The following is a 16,769-nucleotide window of genomic DNA, read 5'->3' on the forward strand; positions in this document are numbered from 1 at the left end:
CAGGTGCGCCACGGGCCGGCCGTGGTCATCCGTACCTCATCCGTACATCAGCGAGCGGGCCTGCGCGTAGGCCTCGCGGATGCGGCGGCCGGTGGAGCCGTCGGCCGGTACGGGGATCCGGCGGGCCGCGGCGAGGGGCCAGTGCGGTGGCTCGGGGGTGCCTGCCAGGGCCCAGGCGGCCTGGCGGGCCGCGCCGAGGGCGACGTACTCCTCGGGTTCGGGCACGGTGACCGGGGTGCCGAAGATCTCGGCGGCTATCTCACCGACCACGGGGGCCTTGGCCGCCCCTCCGATGATGAGTACGCGGCGGGCGCTGACGTCCTGGGCCCGCAGTCTGTCGAGGGCGTCGGCCATGTTGCACAGCATGCCTTCGACGGCTGCGCGCGCGACGTTCGGCGGGTGCATGTTCGCCTTGCGCATGCCCATCAGACTGCCTGCGGCCTCGGGGAGGTTGGGGGTGCGCTCGCCTCCCAGGTACGGGAGCAGGACCAGGCCGCCGGCGCCGGGCTCGGCCCCGCGGGCGAGGGGGTCGAGGTCGTCGAGTGCGATGCCGAGCATGCGGGCGCTGGAGCTGAGGACCCGGGCGGCGTTGAGGGTGCACACCAGCGGCAGGAAGCGGCCGGTGGCGTCGGCGAAGCCGGCGACGGCGCCGGTGGGGTCGCCCGTGGGGTGTTCGGAGAGTGCGAAGGCGGTGCCGCTGGTGCCCAGCGAGATCACCACGTCGCCGGGCTGGATGCCCAGTCCGAGGGCCGCGCCCATGTTGTCGCCGGTGCCGGGTGCCACGAGGGCGCCGTGCGGTGCCCGGCCGGCCGCTTCGTACGAGCCGAGTACGCGGGGCAGTTCGGGGGTGCGGCCGCCGAAGGCGAGGGCGAGGAGGTCGTGGCGGTAGGCGCCGTCGGCCGGTGACCAGTAGCCGGTGCCGGAGGCGTCTCCCCGGTCGGTGACCGGTGCGGCGGACGTACCGGGGCCGCCGCACAACCGCCAGGTCAGCCAGTCGTGCGGCAGCATCACCCGCTCCGTGCGGTCCGCGAGCCGTGGCTCGTGCTCGGCCAGCCACCGCAGCTTGGCGGCGGTGATGGCGGCGACCGGTACGGTGCCGACCGCCTCGGCCCATTTCTCCGGCCCGCCGAGGTCGTCGACGAGATCCGCCGCGGCCTGCGCGGAGCGGGTGTCGTTCCACAGCAGCGCATCGCGCACCGGCTGCCCGGCCGCGTCAAGGGCGACCAGGCCGTGCTGCTGCCCCGCGACCGCGATGGCGTCGACCCGTTCCAGGAGGCCGCTGCCCGCTTCGCGGAGCGCCTGCCACCAGGCCTCGGGGGCGACCTCGGTGCCATCGGGATGGGCGGCGCGGCCCCGATGGAGGACCTCCCCGGTGTCTGCGTCGCAGACGACGACCTTGCAGGACTGGGTAGAGGAGTCCACACCGGCAACTATGGGCATGACGATGTCGCTTCCGTGCAACGAGACGGGACAGTAAGGGAGTTGGGGGGTGGGGCGTGGGGGGGGTGAAATGAGGGGGGTTGGGGAACGCGGGAGTTCAGGCCTGCGGGCGGAGCTGGATCTTGCGGCCGGAGCCGTCGCGGAAGGTCTGCAGGGCGGCGGAGAAGTCGTCCAGCCCGTAGCTGTGGGTGATCATCGTGTCGGCGTCGATGACCCCCTTCGCCATCAGGTCCACGGCCCGGCCGAAGCTGTGCAGGACGGCCATCGATCCGACGATGGTGATCTCGTCGTTGTAGACGCTGAACGGCGAGAAGGACGCCTTGGCGGCGGACGGTGCGACGCCGAACTGCTGGAAGGTGCCACCGCGCCGGACCCGGGTGAGGCCGTCCTCGATGACGGGGATGACGCCGGTGCAGTCGATGACGGTCTCCCAGCCCTGGGGCCGGTCCAGTGCGGCGGCGCTCGTCGCGGTGGCGTCCGCGCCGAGCTGTTCGGCGATCGCCAGCCGGTCCGTGTTGAGGTCGACGACCGAGAGGGAGGCCGCGCCGGCGGCCTTGGCGAGCTGGAGCATCATCAGGCCCATGGTGCCCGCGCCGTAGATGAGGTAGTGGTCGCCGAGGCGCCGCGGCAGGACGTCGAAGCCGCGTACCGCGCAGGACAGCGGCTCGATCAGCGTGCCCTGTGCGACGTCGATGCTCTCCGGCAGCCGGTAGCAGTTGGCGGCCGGTACCTTCACGTACTCGGCCATCGCGCCGTCCACGGTGTCGCCGATCGCGCCCCAGTTCTCGCACAGGTTGCCGTGCCCGATCGAGCAGTAGTGGCAGGCGCCGCAGAAGAGCGAGGGGTCGACGGCGACCTGCTCGCCGGTGCGCAGCCCGGTCACGCCCTCGCCGAGCGCGACGATCTCGCCGGTGAACTCATGGCCGGGAATGATCGGGTACGGGGTGGGCGCGAACTCTCCCTGGACGATGTGCACATCGGTGCCGCAGATGCCCACCGCGGCGGGGGCGACGATGACCTCGCCGGGGCCCGGGGTGGGGTCGTCGACCGTGGTGACCTCGTAGTTCCCGGGGGTGTGGATGACGACAGCACGCATGGATCGGGGCCTTTCTCGGGGGTGCGCCGGGGGATGCGCTCGGGGAAATCAGGGAGCCTCGGTCCGGCTCAGCTGTGGGGATCGACGGTGCGGACCTCGACGCCGAGGTCCCGCACGGGCTTCAGTTCGCTCTCTGGGGTTTCGGCGTCGGTGACCAGCAGGTCGTAGCCGCTGACGTCGCCGTACGGATAGGTGGCGGTGCGGCCGAACTTGCTGTGGTCGACCGCGAGTACGGCGCGGTCGGCGGCCTGCAGATAGGCCTGCTTGTTGTCCGCGTACTCGCGCACCGGGTGGAAGAGCCGGCCGCCGCTTATCGAGGTGGCGGTGACGAAGGCGACGGTGGCGCGGATGTCCTGCAGCTGCCGCCGGGTCCCCGGGCCGGCGCAGGACTCGAAGTCCTCGTAGAAACGGTCACCGAGCAGCGTCACCTCGGCCGGCGAGGCGGCCAGGAGGTAGGTGATGCGCAGCGAGTTGGTGATCACCCGGATCCCGTCGACGGTGGAGAGCCGGCGGGCGAGCGGGAAGAGCGTCGAGCCGCAGTCGATCAGCACCGTGTCGCCGGGGGAGACCTCTTTCACGAGGGCGTCCGCGATGGCGGTCTTGACCGCGACATTGGCGTTCTCCCGGAAGCGCAGCGCGCTCTCCATGGCGACGTTGGAGAAGGCCGTCGCCACTCCGCGGCCCTTGCGCAGCAACTGGCGCTCATGGAGGTTGTCCAGATCCCGGTGCATGGTCATCACGCTGACGCGCATGCGCTCGGCGAGGTCGGCGATCCGGATCTCGCCTTCCTGGGCGACATGGCGCAGCACCGCCTGGCGGCGCTCCTCGACCTCGGCCTCGGAGCCGCGACTCGCTCGCATCGTGGGCATCCCCGTTCGTTTTCGTGGCGGTCCTCCGCCGTGCTCTCACCCTAGAACATCACACACTTTATGTGAAGCTCTTGAAATTCTCTGTGAGGTTGTTCAGTCTGATGCGCAGCCGTCGGGCGAACGCCCGGCCCCTCAGGAGGTCTCCCCCGTGCTGCGCACACCCCAAGAGCGCGATCCGTCGCTGCCCCGCCCCGCCGTCCTCGGGATCCCCCGGGCCCTCATATGGGGCTATATCGGCGTCCTGCTCTTCATGATCGGCGACGGCGTGGAGACCAGCTATCTGCCCACGTACTTCAAGACGGACCTGGGCTTCGCCGAGGCGAGCGTCGGCATCATCTTCACGGTGTACGGGGTGACCGCCGCGGTGGGCGCCTTCCTGGCGGGCGGGCTCTCCGACCTGTGGGGGCCACGCCGGGTGATGATGGCCGGCGCCGCGTGCTGGGCGGTGTGCCACGCCCTGATGCTCGCGGTCGCCGTCCCCGCCCACTCCTACTGGCTGATCCTTTTCACCTATGGCCTGCGCGGCTTCGGGTATCCGCTGTTCGCCTACGGATTCATGGTCTGGATCATGGCGGGCGCCCCGGAGCGGCAGCTCGGCAAGGCGCTCGGCTGGTTCTGGTTCTGCTTCACCATGGGCTACCCCGTCATCGGCTCCGCCATGGTCTCGTTCCTCAAGCCCATGATCGGCTTCTACCACACCCTGTGGGTGTCCCTGGCGATGATCGTCGCGGGCGCCCTGGTCGTGCTCCTCCTGCTGCGTGAACGCACCGGATTCCAGGGCCTGTCCAGGGAGCCGGAACAGGTCGGCCTGACGCGTACCTTCCTGGGCTGTTTCACCGTCATGTTCACCAAGCCGCGCGTCGGCATGGGCGCGGTGGTCCGGCTCATCAACACCACCTCGCAGTTCGGCGTGTGGGTCTTCGTCCCGCTCTTCCTGATCGATCAGGTCGGCTTCAGCGCCCAGGAGTGGGCCTCACTGCTGATCGTCATGATGGTCAGCAATCTCGCCTGCGTCGTCACCTTCGGCGCGCTCGGCGACAGGTGGAGCCGGCGCAAGACCGTCGCCTGGCTCGGCGGCGTGGTCTCGGCGATCGCCTGCCTGGCGCTGTACTACGTCCCGTCGACCGCCGGCCACGACTATCTGCTGGTCGCGATCGCGGCCGGCGCGCTGGGTGTCGGCATGGCCGGCTACGTCCCCCTGCCGCCGCTCATGACCTCGCAGGATCCGGAGCGCAAGGGCCAGATCATGTCGGCCTACACGCTGGGCGCCGGCGCCAGCATGGCCTTCGGCCCGCTCATCGGCACGGTCTTCATCGGCTCGATCGGCATCGGCGGGGTCATGTGGATCTATGCCGCCCTGCACCTGCTCAGCACCGTCCTCGTGCTGTTCATGAAGACGCCCGAGACGCGGACGGCGCACCACGCCCCCGCCGCCGAGCGGCCCGCCGGGCCCGAGGCCGAGCGGACGACCGAGCGGGAGACCGTAGGAGCGTTGACAGCCCCCGGCCGGGAGCTTTAATGAAGGAAGAGTACATATGAGCCATATGCGCTCATTCGGGCGCTAAGGCTCGGCGCCGAGAAAGGCCAGGCCCGCCATGCGCACCCACCACACCGGCCCCGAGTACCTGGTGCAGACGGCTGCCATGGCCCGGCGGTTCTATCTCGAAGGCAAATCCAAGATGGAGATCGCCGAGGAATTCGGCATCAGCCGGTTCAAGGTGGCCCGGACGCTGGAGTCCGCCCTTCGCGAGGGCCTGATACGGCTGGAGATACGCCTGCCCGCCGAACTCGACGCCGGTCTCTCCGACGCCCTGCGCACGCGGTACGGCCTGCGCCACTGCATCGTCATCGACTCACGGCAAGAGGTCCCGGACGATACGGCGCAGGCCACCCGCCGCCTCGGCGCCGTCGCCGCCGACCTGCTCGCCGAGATCGTCACCGAGAACGATGTCCTGGGGATGGTCTGGGGCCCCGAGATCGAGGCCCTCGGCCTCGAACTGACCACCCTCGCACGATGCACGGTGGTCCAACTGTGCGGAGTGACCCCCCTGCGCCCCGTCAACACCCACGCCGTGGAGGCGGTCCGCCGGGCCGCCACCATTTCCCGGGGCGCCGTCTACCCCATCTACGCCCCCCTCCTTCTGCCCGATGCCACGGCGGCCCGGATGCTGCGCGAGCAACCCGGCATCGTCGACGCGGTCGGCCACTTCAGCCAGGTGACCAAGGCCGTCGTCACCGTCGGCGGCTGGGGTCCCGGGCTCTCCACCATCTATGACGCGCTCAGTGAAGCCGAGCGAGAGGACTACCGGCGCCGGGGAGTGTGCGCCGAGGTCGTCGGCCAACTGCTCGACGCGGAGGGGAACGTCATCGCCCCCGAACTCACCGAACGGGTCATCGCCGTCAGCTTCGAGGAACTGCGCAAGATGCCCGAGGTGATTCTTCTGGCCGACGGCACCCAACGGGCGACGGCGGCCTCCGCGGCGATGAAAACCGGCCTCTTCAACGGCGTTGTCACCGACGCCGGGGTGGCCGCGAGCCTACTCTGACGAGTTCTGTGCTCCATTGGGGGGAGCGCGGAGGGAATAGGGCATTCTTGCCGCGGGCCGGTGAAAGGTGCCAGCCGTGAGAGCACCACGCCGTGGAAAGACCGGACGGGTCCGCCCCGGCCGCGCGGTCCGGCGCACTGCCGTGGCCCTGGCTGTCGTCGTGGCGGCCACCGGCTGCTACCGGGGTGCCGGCGACGTCGGCAACACCGGCAGGAACACCATCAATGTGCTGATGGTGAACAATCCGCAGATGGTGGATCTGCAGCGGCTGACCGCCGAGCACTTCACCAAGCAGACCGGCGTCAAGGTGAATTTCACCGTGCTGCCGGAGGACGATCTGCGCGACAAGATGAGCCAGGACTTCTCCAGCCAGGCCGGGCAGTACGACGTGGCGAGCCTGAGCAACTACGAGACGCCGATCTATGCCCGTAACGGCTGGCTGACCGAGCTGGGCACCCGTGCCGCCAAGGACCGCGCATTCGACCAGGGCGACATCCTTGCCCCGGTCCGCTCCTCCCTCACGGCCGCCGACGGCAAGATCTACGCGGAACCGTTCTACGGCGAGTCGTCATTCCTGATGTACCGCAAGGACCTGTTCAAGGCGGCGGGGCTGACCATGCCGGCCCGCCCCACCTGGCACCAGGTCGCCGCGATGGCGGCGGAGCTGGACGGCTTCCGCAAGGGCATGAAGGGGATCTGCCTGCGCGGCCAGCCCGGCTGGGGCCAGCTGATCGCCCCCCTGACGACCGTGGTGAACACCTTCGGCGGGACGTGGTTCACCAAGGACTGGCGGGCGCGGGTCGACGGTCCCGGGTTCACCCGGGCCACCCGGTTCTACGTCGGCCTGGTCCGCAAGCACGGTGAGGCGGGCGCCCCCCAGGCGGGTTACACGGAGTGCCTCAACGACATGGAACAGGGCAGGGTCGCGATGTGGTACGACGCGACGGCCGGCGCCGGTTCGCTGGAGAGCGGCGATTCCAAGGTCAAGGGAAAGGTCGGCTACGCACCGGCGCCCGTCGTGCGCACCCCCGGTTCGGGCTGGCTGTACACCTGGGCGTGGGGCCTGCAGAAGGCGAGTACCCACCAGGACGCGGCCTGGAAGTTCATCCGCTGGGCGTCGAGTGCGTCGTACGAGCGGCTGGCGGGCCGCGAACTGGGCTGGTCGAGGGTGCCCGGCGGCAAACGGGCCTCGCTCTACCGCAACCCGCAGTACACCGCGGCGGCCAGGGCCTTCGCCGGACCGACCGAGCGGGCGATCAACTCGGCCCGGCCCGACGACCCGGGGATCCAGCCCCGCCCCGTGCCCGGCATCCAGTTCGTGGACATCCCCGAGTTCGCCGACCTGGGCACCAAGGTCTCCCACGAGATCAGCTCGGCCATCGCCGGGCAGCAGAGCGTGACCACCGCACTGCGTCACAGCCAGCGACTGGCCGAGGAGGTGGCCCGTGTCTACGCGAGCCGCTGACGCCTCGTCACCCGGCCCGGACCGCGCCGCTCCCGCCCGCGGCCGCACCACCGCGGACCGGGCCAGAGCGCATGCCCGCCGGGCACCCCTCCTTCCCGCCCTCGCCTTCCTCATCATCGTCACCCAACTCCCGTTCGTGGCAACGGTGGTGATCTCGTTCCTCCGCTGGAACGCCCTCGCACCCCAGAACCGCGGAGTCGCCGGCTTCGCCAACTACCGGGCCGTCTTCACCGACCCCGCACTGCGCAGCTCGGTGTGGACCACGATCGTGCTGACCGTGACCGTGGTGCTGGTCAGCCTGCTGCTCGGGCTGGGGCTCGCCCTGCTGCTCGACCGGAGCTTCCGCGGCCGCGGCATCGTACGGACCCTCCTCATCACGCCGTTCCTCGTCGTACCGGTCGCCGCCGCACTGCTGTGGAAACACGCCTTCTTCAATGCGTCCTACGGCTTCCTCAACGGCGTGCTGACGTGGCTGTGGAGCCTGTTCGGCAGCGCCGGTCCGCCGCAGCCCGACTGGCTGACCAGCACCCCGCTCGCCGCCGTCGAGGTGGCACTGATCTGGCAGTGGACGCCGTTCATGATGCTGATCCTGCTCGCAGGACTGCAGAGCCGGCCGGCCGATGTCGTCGAGGCCGCCCTGGTGGACGGCGCCTCGCCCTTCCACATCTTCCGCTATCTGACCCTGCCGCATCTGCGCCGCTACCTGGAGCTGGCCGCGCTGCTCGGGACGGTCTACGTCGTCCAGAACTTCGACGCGGTGTTCACCATCACCTCCGGCGGCCTGGGCACCGCCAACCTCCCGCCTGGATGGTGCTCACGTCCTTCCACAGCGAGACGGACGCGGCAACCAACCCGCCCAGCCTCGGCGCTCCCCTCACCCTGCACGGCTACCGGGAATTCTTCGGCGCGGAGTCCGGCGCCAGTCCCTGGCCGCCGCTCATCAATTCGGTGACCGCATCGGTGGTCTCCACGCTTCTGGTCCTGCTCGTCTCCGTCCCCGCCGCCTATGCCCTGTCCATCAAGCCGGTACGGAAATGGCGCGACGTCCTCTTTTTCTTTCTCTCCACCAAGATGCTGCCGCTGGTGGCCGGGCTGCTCCCGGTCTATCTCGTCGCTCAGCACACTCATTTGCTCGACAACATCTGGCTGCTGGTCATCCTCTACACCTCGATGAATCTCCCGATCGCGGTATGGATGATGCGCTCCTTTCTCGCCGAGATCCCGGTGGAGATCCTCGAGGCCGCCGAGATCGACGGCGCGGGCCTGACCACGACCCTGACCCGGATCGTCGCGCCGGTCGCCCTGCCCGGCATCGCCGCCACCGCCCTGATCGCCTTCATCTTCAGCTGGAACGAGCTGCTGTTCGCCCGGGTCCTGACCGGCGTCGTCGCCGGCACCGCGCCGGTGTTCCTGACCGGCTTCGTCACCAGCCAGGGCCTGTTCCTGGCCAAGGTGTGCGCCGCCGCCACCGTCATCTCCCTCCCCGTGATCGCTGCCGGATTCGCCGCCCAGGACAAACTCGTCCAGGGCCTGTCGCTCGGCGCCGTCAAATAACCCCGCACCGTCACACCCGGCCCGCCTAAATGCTCACCTGAGCGCTATTCGCTCAGGTTTCAAAAGGCCGCCGTCAACCTCTTGACACCACTTCTGACGGATCTTTAATGGAGGAGCAATTGCATATATGAGCTGTTAGTGCTCATACGAGCAAAAGGCAATTGCGGCCGTGCCGATCGGACGGCTCGGCTTGCTTGAAGGGTTGATCACATGACTGCTGTGGCTGAATTCGCCATCCCCTGTGATGCCGAACTGACGTCTGTCTCGCTCGCGTTGCCGGCAGTCCTGCCCTCCGCCCGGCGGGCGCGGGCCTTCACCGCACGGGCACTGCGGCTGTGGGGGGAGCGCGAAGAACTCGTCGACGCCGCCGTACTGATCGTCTGCGAGCTGGCCACGAACGCCATTCGCCACGGAGCCCGGTCGTCGGACGGATACGGGCGCGAGCGGGCATCCGATTCCACGATCACCCTCAAGCTGGCGTGGGAAGCCGAGGCGCTGCACATCGAGGTGCACGACGGGTCCGCAACACTGCCCGTCCAGCGCACCGCCGGCCAGGACGAGGACTGCGGACGCGGGATGCTGATCATCACCACGCTCGCCGAGTCCTGGACATGCGGCCCGGCCCCCGAAGGCGGCAAGTGGGTCCGCGCGACACTCTCGCGCGTCACCGGCCCCGCCGGCCTCCGAGCGGCGTGACGGTCCATCCGTCCGCCATCTCACCCGTCGCGATGACTACTTAGCCCACCTGGCCCCAGGTGAGGACGACGATGACGGTGTCTGCGGTCCGCGTCCGCCATGCTTCCCTCTCATGATGGAGGTGCTCACGTGATGGCTGGAGACCGACAGCACAACGCCCACTCCCGAGCAGGTGCACCACGGCGGCGGGTGCTTGCCGCCGCCCTGGCTCCCATGCTGGCCGGGGCGCCGACCCCCGCGCACGCCCTTGCCACCGGAACGGTCCGTACTAGAAGCAGCGGACTGGCGACACCGGTGCCGACCACTCTGTCGGACTGGACCGGCGTGGCCAACACGCTCGGCCGGACCGGCGACATGAAGCGGAACGTGATGTACCACACCGGCTTCCCCCGCCGGGACCTGCAGGTGATCTCCCACGGCGTCATCGTCAAACCGGCGCTCGCTCTCGGCTCGCATGTGTCCTTCGTCCGTTACTCCGACGGCAGCACGCTGGCGATGGGCGATGTGGTGGTCACCGAGCAGGAGCTGCAGTCCTTCAGCGATGCCCTGCACGAGCACGACATCCAGCAGACCGCGATCCACAAACACCTCCTCTCCCAGACTCCCGACATCTGGTGGATCCACGTCCACGCGCACGGATACGACACGGCGGCCCTGGCCCGCGGGGTGCGCGCGGCGCTCGACCGCACCAGCACCCCGCCCGAGATGCCGGTCTCGCCGGCCCCTTCACAGTCCGTCGACCTGGACACCGGCGGCATCGACACCGCGATGGGCGTCAGGGGCTCCGTCGACGACGGGATCTACAAGTCCGTCTTCGTCCGCCGCGAGACCATCACCGACGGCCAGGTGGTGCTTCCCCCGGGCCTGGGATCGACCAGTGCATTCAACTTCCAGCCGCTGGGCGGCGGCCGGGCCGCGATCAACGGCGACTGCGCCATGATCGCTTCGGAAGTCCAGGACGTCCTGAAGGCCCTACGGCGCGCCGGGGCCGAGCTCGTCGAGCTGCACAACCACGGCCTGACGGACGAACCCCGCCTGTTCTTCACCCACTTCTGGGTGGTCGGCGACGGCGCGAGACTCGCCCGCGCCCTGCGTCCCGCGGTGGCCGCCACCAACGTCGTGCCGGCCGGCTGACCGGCCGGCACGACGTCAGGAGCCGTTCGTCAGCGGAGGTACTCCTCGATCACCTCCGCGCCGCGAGCGGCTCCGCCGCTTCCCCTGACGACCTTGCGCATCCGGTCGAGGTTGGCGCGCACCATGCCGTCGGAGGCGACCCGGGCGACGGCGGCACGCAACGACTCGGCGGTCACCGTGGCGGCGTCCAACTGCTCACCGAGCCCCAGTTCCCGCACCCGCCCGGCGTTGGCGGCCTGCTCCGGCATCTGCGGCACGGCAATCAGCCCGACCCCGTAATACAGGGCCTCCATCGTGGAGTTCATGCCGGTGTGGGAGACGAAAGCAGTGGCCTTCTGCAGTACGGCCGGCTGCGGAAAGCTCGGTCGGACGTCGAAGTTGCACGGGATTTCCCCGAGCAACGACGGGTCCAGACCTCCTACGGTCATGGCCACCTGATATGGCCCGTCACGGAAGGCCTCGATGCAGGTGCGGTAGAACTCGGGCCGGTTGTTGAAGACCGTCCCCAGCGAAATGAACAGCACGGGGGCATCAGGGTCGGCCGGCGACCATGTTTCGGCATGCTCCCGGCTGCCCAACGAGGGGCCTATGAAGTGGAAGGTCTCGTCGAAGGTGTCCACCGCGGGCTGGAACTCCCTGGGTATGAACACGAGGTTCAGCTTCTCGGGCACGTCCAGGATGTTCGCGGGGTCGAGCGCGACACCCTGTTCGGCGGAGAATTCCGCGCAGCTTTCGGCCAGTAGGGCCATCAGGGGATTTTCGTCGCCCAGTCCGTCCATGAACTGGGTGAACAGCGAATACGACTCGTTGGAGGCGATGTTCGGAATGCACCGGACGGCGGGCAGGTCCAGCTGCCGGGCGAGGACCGGGACCAGCCAGCTCATCGCGTCGTAACAGATCGCGTCCGGCTCTTCGGTGACGCAGTGCTCGCGCAGGACCGGGTAGGCCATGCGCAGTGCCCCGAACATGAAGCGGACGAAGATTCCGAAGTGTTCGGGACGGAACTCACTTGGCATCTCGATCGGTTCCGGCGACGGCAGCTCCACCCAGTGCGCACCGGCCCTGGTGACCGCCTCGGAGAATTCCGCGGTGGTGGCATAGTCCACCCGGTGCCCTCGCCGTACGAGTTCCTCGACCAGCGGCAGCGTGGGATTGATGTGCCCGTGCCCCGCTATGGCTACGAATAACAGGTGTTTCCGCATACCAGGGATCCTACCGAGCCGGGATTTCCGCCCCGCGCTCCCCCCTGTGCGTTGCGGGCCGCACGGGGCGTGCCCCGTACGGCCCGCAACTCCCCTACGGCATAAGGCCCGACGTACCGCGCTGGTGCGGAATCGCGATCCCGTCCGACTGCTGCAGTGCCACGGTCCGCGTCGGCGCGGGAATCCTGATGCCCTCGTCCCGGTACCGCTTGTGCAGGCGCTTGATGAACTCGTGCTTGATCCGGTACTGGTCGCTGAATTCGCCGACCCCCAGGATCACCGTGAAGCCGATCCTGGAGTCTCCGAACGTATGGAAACGGACGGCCGGTTCATGGTCGGGGAGGGCACCGCTGACGTCGGTCATCACCTCCTTGACGACCTCGAGGGTGACCCGCTCGACGTGCTCGAGATCGCTGTCGTAGCCGACCCCCACCTGCACCAGGATCGACAGCTGCTGTTCCGGCCGGGTGAAGTTGGTCATGTTGGTGCCGGACAGCTGGATGTTGGGGATGATCACCAGGTTGTTGGAGAGCTGCCGCACCACGGTGTTGCGCCAGTTGATGTCGACGACATAGCCCTCCTCTCCGCTGCTGAGCCGGATGTAGTCGCCCGGCTGCACGGTCTTCGAGGCGAGGACGTGGACGCCCGCGAAGAGGTTGGCGAGGGTGTCCTGCAGCGCCAGGGCCACCGCCAGGCCGCCCACACCCAGCGCGGTGAGCAGCGGCGTGATGGAAATGCCCATGGTCTGCAGCACGACGAGAACGCCCATCGCCAGCACCACGATGCGCGTGATGTTGGCGAATATGGTGGCCGATCCCGCCACTCCGGATCTGGACTGGGCCAGGGACCTCACCAGGCCGGTGATCACTCGCGCTGCGGTGAACGTGACGACCAGGATGAGCAGCACGGTCAGCGTCAGATTGACGTGGTGTCCGACGGTCTCCGTCAGCGGCAGCGCCGCGGCGGCCGCCGCCAGGCCGCCGCATATCGCCGCCCAGGGCACCACCGACCGCAAGGCGTCCACGATGACGTCGTCCCCGCTCCACCGTGTCCGGCGCGCATGCTTGGCCAGCCACCGCAAGGCCCCTCGCAACAGCAGGCCGCCCACGACGCCGGCGGCCAGCGCGGCCCCGGCGACGATCAGGTCATGCACCGTAAGCACACGGTTCACCGGCCGGCTCCCACTCCCCGGAGAAACGGCTCCGCTGAGCACCGGTTGTGATGTTTCGTCACCTTGCCACCTGCTTGTCTCTAGGACTGTGAAGGCGCCGGGACGTCCGCGGACGCCCGGCGCGAGCTGCCATCCTGCCGCACAGGGGTGCGACGCCCAGCAGGCGCCCCGGCCACCCGGCACGGCCAGGCCACCCGGCCCGGCCCGGGGACAATGCGCGGCTCTACGATGTCCGTTCCCCGCACCGAGGCGAAGGAGAGGACCGCGCATGATGCCCCCGAAGTGCGACGCCTGCGGACCGTCGGCAACGAGGAAGGGGAACGGCTCCGACGAGTTCACCCTGGTGTACTTCCGCCCGACGGTCGATCACCCCGACGACTGGGCCGGCCACCCCGAGAACGCCGTATGGTTCTGCTCCGCACATCTGCCCCTGGCCGAGGGCCTGACCGGCCTCACGGCCCTTGAGGCAATGGGCCGGATCTCCGCCAGGCTTCCGTGAGAGGGACCGGGCCGGCGGCTCACGGCCGGTCCGCCACCGGGTAGGGCACGAAGGTGCTGCGGTTCTCGTCGATGGCCAGTGGCTGCCCCAGGGGCGGTACGGCGCGCTGCGGACAGTCGAGGCGTTCGCAGATGCGGCAGCCCATGCCGATGGGGGTGGCGGCCGCCGTGTTGTCGAGGTCGAGGCCGTCGGCGTAGACCAGCCGGGAGGCGTGCCGGATCTCGCAGCCGAGGCCGAGGGAGAACGTCTTGCCGGGCTCGCCCCAGCCACCTCGGTGGCGGGTGACGGCGCGGGCGGTCCACAGATAGCGCTGCCCGTCCGGCATGGCCGCGATCTGGACGTGGATGCGGCCGGGCGCGGCGAACGCCTCGTACACGTTCCACAGCGGGCAGGTGCCGCCGGCGCGCGAGAAGTGGAATCCGGTGGCGGACTGCCGCTTGGACATGTTGCCGGCGCGGTCGACGCGTACGAAGGAGAACGGCACTCCGCGCAGACGGGGGCGCTGGAGCGTGCTGAGGCGGTGGCATACGGTTTCGTAGCCGAGGCCGAAGCGGTCGGTGAGCCGCTCGATGTCGTAGCGGACCTCTTCCGCGGCGGCGTGGAAGGCGCGGTACGGCAGGATCAGTGCGGCGGCGACGTAGTTCGCCACCCCGATCCGGGCGAGCGACCAGGTGTCGGAGCCCTCGGCGAAGTCCTCCGCCGCGAGCGCGGACAGTTCGTCGCCGCATTCCAGCAGGGCGAGCTGGGTGGCCATCCGGAAGGCCTGCTGGCCGGGCCGCAGCCGACTGGACAGATGCAGTACGCGCGCCGCGGGATCGTAGTGGTGCAGCTGCGCCGAATCCGGTGTGATGCGCACCCCGTGACGGGTGACGAGCCGTGCGGACAGGGCACGGCGGACCTCGCCGGGGCGGATGCCGATGTCGCGGGCGAGGTCCTCTGCCGCCAGGTCGGCGTCGTGGAGGTAGTTCTGCCGCCGGTAGAAGAACTCCCGGATTTCCTCGTGCGGTGAGCGCGGCAGGGCCGGCTCCTCGGCGTCCCGGCCTTCCGCGGCGACGGCCAGTCGCTGGGTCAGAGCGTGGTTGCGCCGGCCGAGTTCCAGCAGAGCCGCCGCCACGGCCGGCATCCGGCTCGCCAGCTCCGCCAGGTCGGACGGGGACACCTGGGCGGTGGAGACCTCGTTCGCGAGGGTTTCGCGCAGATCGGCGACGAGCCTGCTGGTGTCCCGTTCCGAGAAGAAGCTCGCATCCAGACCGAACGTCTCGGTCAGCCGCAGCAGCACCGGCACGGTGAGCGGCCGGGAGTCGTGCTCCATCTGGTTGAGGTAGCTGGGCGAGATCTCCAGTCTGCGCGCAAGCTCCGCCTGACTGAGGCGGCGCTCCTCCCGCAACCGCCGCAACCGTGCACCCGCATAGGTCTTGCCCATCGGAACACCCCTTCAAAGTTGGCCATGTTGGCAATCTTGGCAAACGGCCGCGGAAAGACTCGCAGAAGTTGGCATCCTCCCACGCTTGATGACACTCAGTGCCACTGCCAGAGTCTTCGTACGGCCCGCCGACCCGCGCCGGCTCCCGGCTCTCCGGGCGCATTGCTCACCGTTCCATCCGCCGGACGGGGCGGCGGGCCGTGTTCCAGAAGATGCGGCACCGAGTGACATGACGTTCGCACACTTCACAAGCGCGGTGCACTTCACCGGCACCGTGCACGTCACCAGCACATGCACCACAGGCGCCACACAGCACTTCACGCGATCCGGGAGACGGTCATGACGCAGACAGGGACGACGACGGCGACGGCCGAGCAGCTGGCGCAGCGGTGGGCGACCGACCCGCGCTGGAAGGGGATCGAGCGCACCTACCGCGCCGAGGACGTCGTGCGGCTGTCCGGCAGTGTCCGGGAGGAGCACACCCTGGCCCTGCGCGGCGCCGAGCGGCTGTGGCGGCAGCTGCACGAGCAGGACTACCTTCACGCCCTGGGCGCGATGACGGGCGGTCAGGCGGTGCAGCAGGTCAGGGCCGGTCTCCAGGCCATCTACCTCTCCGGCTGGCAGGTGGCCGCCGACGCCAACCAGGCCGGCCACACCTACCCGGACCAGAGCCTGTATCCCGCCAACTCCGTTCCGCAGATGGTGCGCCGGATCAACAACGCGCTGCTGCGCGCCGACCAGATCGCCACCGCGGAGGGCAACGGGGCTGGTTCACCGGACGAGGGCACCGACTGGCTGGCGCCGATCGTCGCCGACGCCGAGGCCGGTTTCGGCGGCCCGCTCAACGCCTTCGAGCTGACCAGGGCAATGATCGAGGCCGGCGCCGCCGGTATCCACTACGAGGACCAGCTGGCGTCGGAGAAGAAGTGCGGCCATCTGGGCGGCAAGGTCCTGGTCCCCACGGCACAGCACATCCGCACCCTCAACGCCGCCCGCCTCGCGGCCGATATCGCCGATGTCCCGACCGTGATCGTGGCCCGTACGGACGCACTCGCCGCCAGCCTTCTCACCAGCGACGTCGACGAGCGTGACGCCCGCTTCTGCACGGGTGAGCGGACCGCCGAGGGCTTCTACCGGGTCCACAACGGCATGGCGCCGGTCATTGCCCGTGGTCTTGCCTACGCGCCGTACGCCGACCTGATCTGGATGGAGACCGGCACCCCCGATCTCGCCCAGGCCCGCGCGTTCGCCGAGGCGATCCACGCCGAGCACCCGGACCAGATGCTGGCCTACAACTGCTCGCCGTCCTTCAACTGGAAGGCCGCGCTGGACGACGACCAGATCGCCAAGTTCCAGCGCGAACTGGCCGCGATGGGCTACCGCTTCCAGTTCATCACCCTGGCCGGTTTCCACTCCCTCAACCACGCGATGTTCGATCTGGCCCGCGGCTACGCCGAGTCCGGTATGACGGCGTATGTCGACCTCCAGGAGCGGGAGTTCGCCGCCCAGCGGCACGGCTTCACCGCCGTCAAGCACCAGCGGGAGGTCGGCACCGGCTACTTCGACCAGGTCTCCACCGCCCTCAATCCGGCCTCGTCGACGACCGCACTCACCGGCTCCACGGAGGAGGAGCAGTTCCACTAGGAACGAGCGGGGGTGCCGCATACGACCGGG

At 69.3% G+C, this 16,769-nt stretch carries 15 protein-coding genes; 9 read left to right on the forward strand and 6 right to left on the reverse strand.

What is annotated here, in order from left to right:
• Nucleotides 1-36: 36 nt before the first annotated feature.
• The 3 genes from xylB to ADL29_RS39235 all read right to left on the reverse strand — a co-directional run bounded on the left by xylB (nucleotide 37) and on the right by ADL29_RS39235 (nucleotide 3,396).
• Entirely contained in the window at nucleotides 37-1,440 is a 1,404-nt protein-coding gene (gene xylB, locus ADL29_RS39225) for a xylulokinase (protein WP_053928246.1), read from the reverse strand.
• Between the two features lie 97 nt (nucleotides 1,441-1,537).
• Nucleotides 1,538-2,536, reverse strand: coding sequence for a zinc-dependent alcohol dehydrogenase family protein (locus tag ADL29_RS39230; RefSeq protein WP_053928247.1), 999 nt, complete (start codon nucleotides 2,534-2,536; stop codon nucleotides 1,538-1,540).
• Nucleotides 2,537-2,604: 68 nt separating this feature from the next.
• Nucleotides 2,605-3,396: a DeoR/GlpR family DNA-binding transcription regulator gene (locus ADL29_RS39235; protein ID WP_053928387.1), complete on the reverse strand. Its 792-nt coding sequence runs from the start codon at nucleotides 3,394-3,396 to the stop codon at nucleotides 2,605-2,607.
• Between the two features lie 157 nt (nucleotides 3,397-3,553).
• On the opposite strand from ADL29_RS39235, the gene ADL29_RS39240 reads away from it, so the two are divergent.
• The 7 genes from ADL29_RS39240 (at nucleotide 3,554) to ADL29_RS39270 (ending at nucleotide 10,800) form a co-directional block, all read left to right on the forward strand.
• Nucleotides 3,554-4,924 carry an MFS transporter gene (locus ADL29_RS39240; RefSeq protein ID WP_053928248.1) on the forward strand — a complete coding sequence of 457 codons (1,371 nt, stop codon included), beginning with the start codon at nucleotides 3,554-3,556 and terminating at the stop codon, nucleotides 4,922-4,924.
• Nucleotides 4,925-5,000: 76 nt separating this feature from the next.
• Nucleotides 5,001-5,951: a sugar-binding transcriptional regulator gene (locus ADL29_RS39245; RefSeq protein WP_046929594.1), complete on the forward strand. Its 951-nt coding sequence runs from the start codon at nucleotides 5,001-5,003 to the stop codon at nucleotides 5,949-5,951.
• A gap of 76 nt (nucleotides 5,952-6,027) precedes the next feature.
• Nucleotides 6,028-7,416 carry an ABC transporter substrate-binding protein gene (locus tag ADL29_RS39250; protein WP_425424316.1) on the forward strand — a complete coding sequence of 463 codons (1,389 nt, stop codon included), beginning with the start codon at nucleotides 6,028-6,030 and terminating at the stop codon, nucleotides 7,414-7,416.
• The gene (locus ADL29_RS39255; protein WP_425424317.1) at nucleotides 7,397-8,368 is read left to right on the forward strand and encodes a carbohydrate ABC transporter permease; all 972 of its coding nucleotides are present in this window, start codon (nucleotides 7,397-7,399) and stop codon (nucleotides 8,366-8,368) included. The genes ADL29_RS39250 and ADL29_RS39255 overlap by 20 nt, the downstream gene beginning before the upstream one ends.
• The gene (locus ADL29_RS39260) at nucleotides 8,365-8,970 is read left to right on the forward strand and encodes a carbohydrate ABC transporter permease (RefSeq protein ID WP_245689821.1); all 606 of its coding nucleotides are present in this window, start codon (nucleotides 8,365-8,367) and stop codon (nucleotides 8,968-8,970) included. The genes ADL29_RS39255 and ADL29_RS39260 overlap by 4 nt, the downstream gene beginning before the upstream one ends.
• A 210-nt stretch (nucleotides 8,971-9,180) precedes the next feature.
• The gene (locus tag ADL29_RS39265; RefSeq protein ID WP_078971620.1) at nucleotides 9,181-9,666 is read left to right on the forward strand and encodes an ATP-binding protein; all 486 of its coding nucleotides are present in this window, start codon (nucleotides 9,181-9,183) and stop codon (nucleotides 9,664-9,666) included.
• A gap of 132 nt (nucleotides 9,667-9,798) precedes the next feature.
• Nucleotides 9,799-10,800: a DUF1259 domain-containing protein gene (locus tag ADL29_RS39270; RefSeq protein WP_053928251.1), complete on the forward strand. Its 1,002-nt coding sequence runs from the start codon at nucleotides 9,799-9,801 to the stop codon at nucleotides 10,798-10,800.
• A gap of 29 nt (nucleotides 10,801-10,829) precedes the next feature.
• On the opposite strand, the gene ADL29_RS39275 is transcribed toward ADL29_RS39270, so the two are convergent.
• Nucleotides 10,830-12,002 carry a macrolide family glycosyltransferase gene (locus ADL29_RS39275; protein ID WP_053928252.1) on the reverse strand — a complete coding sequence of 391 codons (1,173 nt, stop codon included), beginning with the start codon at nucleotides 12,000-12,002 and terminating at the stop codon, nucleotides 10,830-10,832.
• 94 nt (nucleotides 12,003-12,096) lie between these two features.
• Nucleotides 12,097-13,173, reverse strand: coding sequence for a mechanosensitive ion channel family protein (locus ADL29_RS39280; protein WP_053928253.1), 1,077 nt, complete (start codon nucleotides 13,171-13,173; stop codon nucleotides 12,097-12,099).
• A gap of 268 nt (nucleotides 13,174-13,441) precedes the next feature.
• On the opposite strand from ADL29_RS39280, the gene ADL29_RS39285 reads away from it, so the two are divergent.
• On the forward strand, nucleotides 13,442-13,672 hold the full coding sequence (locus tag ADL29_RS39285; RefSeq protein ID WP_053928254.1) for a hypothetical protein: 231 nt from the start codon (nucleotides 13,442-13,444) through the stop codon (nucleotides 13,670-13,672).
• A 19-nt stretch (nucleotides 13,673-13,691) separates the two neighbouring features.
• Here ADL29_RS39285 and ADL29_RS39290 read toward each other — a convergent pair whose 3' ends face one another.
• Nucleotides 13,692-15,095: a short-chain fatty acyl-CoA regulator family protein gene (locus tag ADL29_RS39290; RefSeq protein WP_053928255.1), complete on the reverse strand. Its 1,404-nt coding sequence runs from the start codon at nucleotides 15,093-15,095 to the stop codon at nucleotides 13,692-13,694.
• Nucleotides 15,096-15,434: 339 nt separating this feature from the next.
• Here ADL29_RS39290 and aceA point away from each other — a divergent pair, with 339 nt between their 5' ends.
• A complete protein-coding gene (gene aceA, locus ADL29_RS39295; RefSeq protein WP_053928256.1) occupies nucleotides 15,435-16,739 on the forward strand; it encodes an isocitrate lyase in 1,305 nt (434 codons plus the stop codon).
• Nucleotides 16,740-16,769: the final 30 nt, after the last annotated feature.

This window comes from Streptomyces chattanoogensis, from assembly GCF_001294335.1.
Lineage (GTDB): Bacteria > Actinomycetota > Actinomycetes > Streptomycetales > Streptomycetaceae > Streptomyces > Streptomyces chattanoogensis.